Source organism: Paenibacillus sp. cl6col, from assembly GCF_900102125.1.
GTDB classification, from domain to species: Bacteria; Bacillota; Bacilli; order Paenibacillales; family Paenibacillaceae; genus Paenibacillus_B; species Paenibacillus_B suaedae.
The window spans coordinates 412,771-416,983 of sequence record NZ_FNAZ01000005.1; the positions used below are offsets into that span (position 1 = coordinate 412,771).

General features: G+C 43.8%; 4 protein-coding genes and 1 pseudogene. 3 read left to right on the plus strand and 2 right to left on the minus strand.

The window, feature by feature from the left end; genetic code table 11:
• From BLS15_RS29045 to BLS15_RS16040, 3 genes are all read left to right on the plus strand, one after another.
• The coding region (locus BLS15_RS29045; protein ID WP_368087124.1) for an RCC1 domain-containing protein at positions 1-1,032 on the plus strand (1,032 nt) is incomplete at its 5' end.
• 137 nt (positions 1,033-1,169) lie between these two features.
• Complete coding sequence (locus BLS15_RS16035; protein WP_028532480.1) at positions 1,170-1,697, plus strand: hypothetical protein; 528 nt, start codon at positions 1,170-1,172, stop codon at positions 1,695-1,697.
• Positions 1,698-1,746: 49 nt separating this feature from the next.
• Positions 1,747-2,223, plus strand: coding sequence for a GNAT family N-acetyltransferase (locus BLS15_RS16040; RefSeq protein ID WP_028532479.1), 477 nt, complete (start codon positions 1,747-1,749; stop codon positions 2,221-2,223).
• Between the two features lie 119 nt (positions 2,224-2,342).
• Here the strand turns inward: BLS15_RS16040 and BLS15_RS16045 are convergent.
• Both BLS15_RS16045 and BLS15_RS16050 read right to left on the minus strand, forming a co-directional pair.
• Positions 2,343-3,448: pseudogene (locus BLS15_RS16045) on the minus strand (glycosyltransferase).
• Between the two features lie 149 nt (positions 3,449-3,597).
• On the minus strand, positions 3,598-4,213 hold a 616-nt coding region (locus BLS15_RS16050; RefSeq protein ID WP_090512481.1), incomplete at its 5' end, for a BclA C-terminal domain-containing protein.

The following is a 4,213-nucleotide window of genomic DNA, read 5'->3' on the forward strand; positions in this document are numbered from 1 at the left end:
GAACCAGGCTGGATGAAGTATGAGCTTCCTGAAATGCAAGCTACTTTAGTTGCAGGAGAGAAGAACAGCGCATATGTAAAAGCTGACGGAACATTGTGGGTCTGGGGAGACAATGGATATGGTCAGTTAGGTTCAAAAGAAGAGAAAGCAACTATAGCAGTAAAAATAGAAAAACTAGAAAACATAATGGATGTAGCGGTTGGCAGTGATCACATACTTGCATTGGCTAGAGACGGGAGTGTCTGGTCTTGGGGGCACTCCTATTACGGTCAGCTTGGTGATGAAAGAAGAAGGTATTTTCCGTCGTATCCTACCCCAGAGAAAATACCAAATTTAGACTCAGTAGTGGCTGTAGCTGCTAGTGGAACAATTAGTATAGCACTGAAGAAGGATGGCTCAGTATGGACATGGGGGGGGGCAGCTAGTGGAACTTCTCATATACCAACAAAGTCTTCTTTTACAGGAATAAGCGCAATCTCCTCTTGGAAAAACTCTTCTTGGCAATCTTCTGACATTATTGCGTTACGAAGTGACGGAACAGTATTTGGATCGGGCGGCGCCCAAATTAAGGATATTGATGAGGTAGTTGCGATATCTCAAGGATATGGTTTTAGTTTGGCTCTTAGAAAAGATGGAACAGTATGGTCATGGGGAGGAAACTATTCCGGACAATTGGGAGACGGGACAACTACGAATCGAGTACAACCTGGCCAAGTTAAAGAGCTTAGCGAGGTCATAGCTATAAAGGCAGGAGAGTCCCATGCAATAGCTATTAAAAAGGATGGAAGTGTATGGGTTTGGGGAGATAACCAGCAGGGACAATTAGGTATAGGTAACAAACAGACTCAGTTGTTGCCAGTGAAATTAACGGGAATACAAGCAGAAATGGTCGCAGGTGGTGCAAGTCATAGTGTTTCGTTACAACAAGACGGGACGGTATGGTCATGGGGGAAAAACGATAAAGCACAACTTGGGAATGGAACTAATGTGAATCATTTGAATCCAACAGAGGTTCAGTTTTCAAGTAAATAGTTAGTTGTGATGTTCAAGGCTGTTCCAAGAGGCAACTAATTAGGAACAGCCTTGTTCTACATTATTTTTTTCAGTGTGTCAAAAATCTCGCTGAAGTAGTGCATGCGTTTTACATATGTATATTAGGGGGGATAGCTGTGAGTAAATGGTTTCGAAACAAAGTGGTAATCTGGTACATCGTTATTTTTGTCCTTCTTACTCTACCACTTTTCGTTAAAGTCCTACAACACTATGACACTTTGGGTAAAATAGAAACTGCACTTCATAAATTGTATAGAGACACTTGCCACGAGGATGTAAAAGAGATCGAAGTAAGAGCAGACATTTTGCAGCCTTTTACGATTATAGGCGGGTTAGATAGTATATGGGGTGCAACGACTTCATCCAAGCTAATACCATCAGTATCAGGTTATTACGGAAAAAAAGTGATAAGTATCAATAAATTTGCTTGCTCAAACTATGAATACATTTTAGATAAAGGGAAAAAGGAGTTTGTTCCAATTGAATATCTTATTCTTGGTAGTACAGATGATAACGAAGGCATACCTTTATTAGGGTTCTATTTTCTAATACTCGCGTATTTTGTATACTTTTCTAGCATTCTAATCATTCTTCTTGTATACGTGATAAAAAAACTGATTGGCATGCTGCGCAATTCACAGTAATCGAAGTAATGCAAACAACTAGAGTACAGCAGATTAGGAGGTACACATTATGAAAGTCACAAGAGCTGCACATGAAGACCTTGAACAGTGGCTGCAATTGGCTGCAGAGGTGGAATATTTATTCGGTCCAATGGTGGACGATCCTCATTTTGTGGAAGCTGTTGAGAAGAGTATCGAGATGGGAAGGGCGTTTTGCATAAGAGAGAATGACGGAGGCCCTGGTGCACCGCTGTTGGGCGGGGTGCTTTTCTCCTCATCAAATGCCCCGATTTATAAAATCCATTGGCTATCGGTGTCATCCCATGCCAGACAACAAGGAGTGGGTTCGGCAATACTTGAACATATTTTAAGCTTGGTAAAGCCTCCTGCGGAAGTATTCGTTACTACGTTCGGTGAAGATATTCCAGATGGACAGCCAGCAAGAAGACTGTATCAGAAATTTGGATTTGTGCCTCAGGATGAGACGGTTCCGAATGGCCCTGAAGGGGGATCGCGTCAAAAGTTCAAATTATCCATCGGTAGTTAGTGAAGTATCTTACATAAATAAGATTAAACCTCGTACTTGCTGCTGCATGAAATCACGTATTGAAGATATGTATCTGAATTTGTGCAGCAGCAAGCAAACGGAGAGCTTGAACATACGAATTAATGAGATGCATCACTTGTAATAGGGGTGTCTGATGGGGAGAAGTTGGACTCGAAATACGCTCGATTGTGCAGCACTCGTTCGTCTTCTGGGCGATATTGAGCGGCTAATTCGTTATTCGCTGAGGCCAATTGATGTTCTCCGATCGATCATAGCATACACATAATTGTAAGTGGGGGAGCCATGAAGAGCATGCTGTATTCGATAAACCAAGAACATCGTCAGATGGATTAAGGGTAGTGGCTGTTTTGTACCAAAAGATGGAGCTCTGCCATTCACTCTTCTGCAAAAAGTAAAATCCGAGGCGACAGCAAATTTCTGCACGTGGAGCTGCATATTGAAGGGAACGAATCGCACTCTCTAACTCGAGCTGCTCGTTTCCAAGTGCATGATGGCAGTCAGCCATCTTTCCGCAAGCAGACAAATTGTCCTCGATCCACCCCAGTCCAGTTTCAAGAAATTGTTCGTAATATTGAATGGCTTCCTCATAACGTGCATGATTTTGCAGTTCATTTGCGTAATAGTACAGATCCCTCGGTGTAAAAGTTTCGCCACGCTGCAGCGCATTTTCATAAATGGCGATATTCCGATTCCTGTCATGATGCATGCTGGCATGGGTTACGGCAACATCGCTGTTGATAATATGTCCCCACACCTCTAGATACTCGTGAACTCTGCCGATCCAGCGAAATGAGTTGCTTCGCTTGACGAGCCGATTACGCCGATTCTTCACTGTAACATTTCCATATTCATCGTGTGCAAGATGGTATTCCATGGTGACGGAATCCACGCTAGGATCGAGAGTGTCTTTCAACTCGGCTAATTTACTTCTGTCTCTTTCACGTAAAAAATCGTCAGCATCGAGCCACAGGATATACTCCATTGTAGCTTGGCTGAATGCATAATTTCGTGCCGCTGCAAAATCATCTATCCATGCGAAGTCGTAAATATCGCTTGTGAATGGACGAGCGATTTCTTTGGTTCGATCGGTGGAGCCTGTATCTACGATGATTATTTCATCAACAAAATCGGCAACCGAAGATAGACAACGTGCCAACGTATCTTCCTCGTTTTTGACAATCATGCACAGGCTTATGCTTGGCAGGTTGATCCCTCCATTCGAACAAGGTTGTAGGTGCTTACTAGTAAATATATATTTCCGTTGCGCTGAAATTGACCTTACAAATGAAAACGATAGCCGTGCGAATAGAAGCTATTCACACGGCTAGAAATGAGGATTATTAATATATGGTTTTAGCTAAGTCGAATGATTGTTACCGCTGCGCCGGCACCATTATTGATTAATGTAGCTGTCCCAAGGAGTCCAAACAATTGAAGAGATATTGTTGAATTTGCAGCCAAAGTTACGATGACATCACTGTTAAAGCTGGATAGCGTAAGCACTGGCGTTATGGTTGATGCGACATTCGCAGCGCCGTTAATAATTAGTCGCGAGCCGAGAAGTAGACCGGCAGTTAAATTGACTTGGTAGGTTATATAATATCTACCGGCAGTGGACACAGTGAATGTGTCATTTGCTGCGTTGATAGTGATACCTGGGCCAATATTTTGAGCACTTGGAAGTGGTACGAGTGTTCCTCCAAGGATAACGGCGATCGCTGCACCAGTTGTATTCGCAGCGAATGCAGAAGTTGCAGTGGTACTTGTTCCTGTAGCTCCGGTAGCCCCAGTCGCACCAGTTCCCGTAGCACCTGTAGCTCCAGTAGCGCCCGTAGCACCGGTATCGCCAGTGGCGCCGGTAGCCCCAGTAGCGCCAGTAACGCCAGTCGCGCCAGTAACACCAGTAACGCCAGTGGCACCGGTAGAGCCAGTAACGCCGGTAGAGCCAGTAACGCCAGTAGAGCCAGTA

What these genes read in the sequence shown, in the direction of transcription:
- BLS15_RS16040 (WP_028532479.1), top strand. Translation starts at nt 1,747, where the DNA reads ATGAAAGTCACAAGAGCTGCACATGAAGACCTTGAACAGTGGCTGCAA.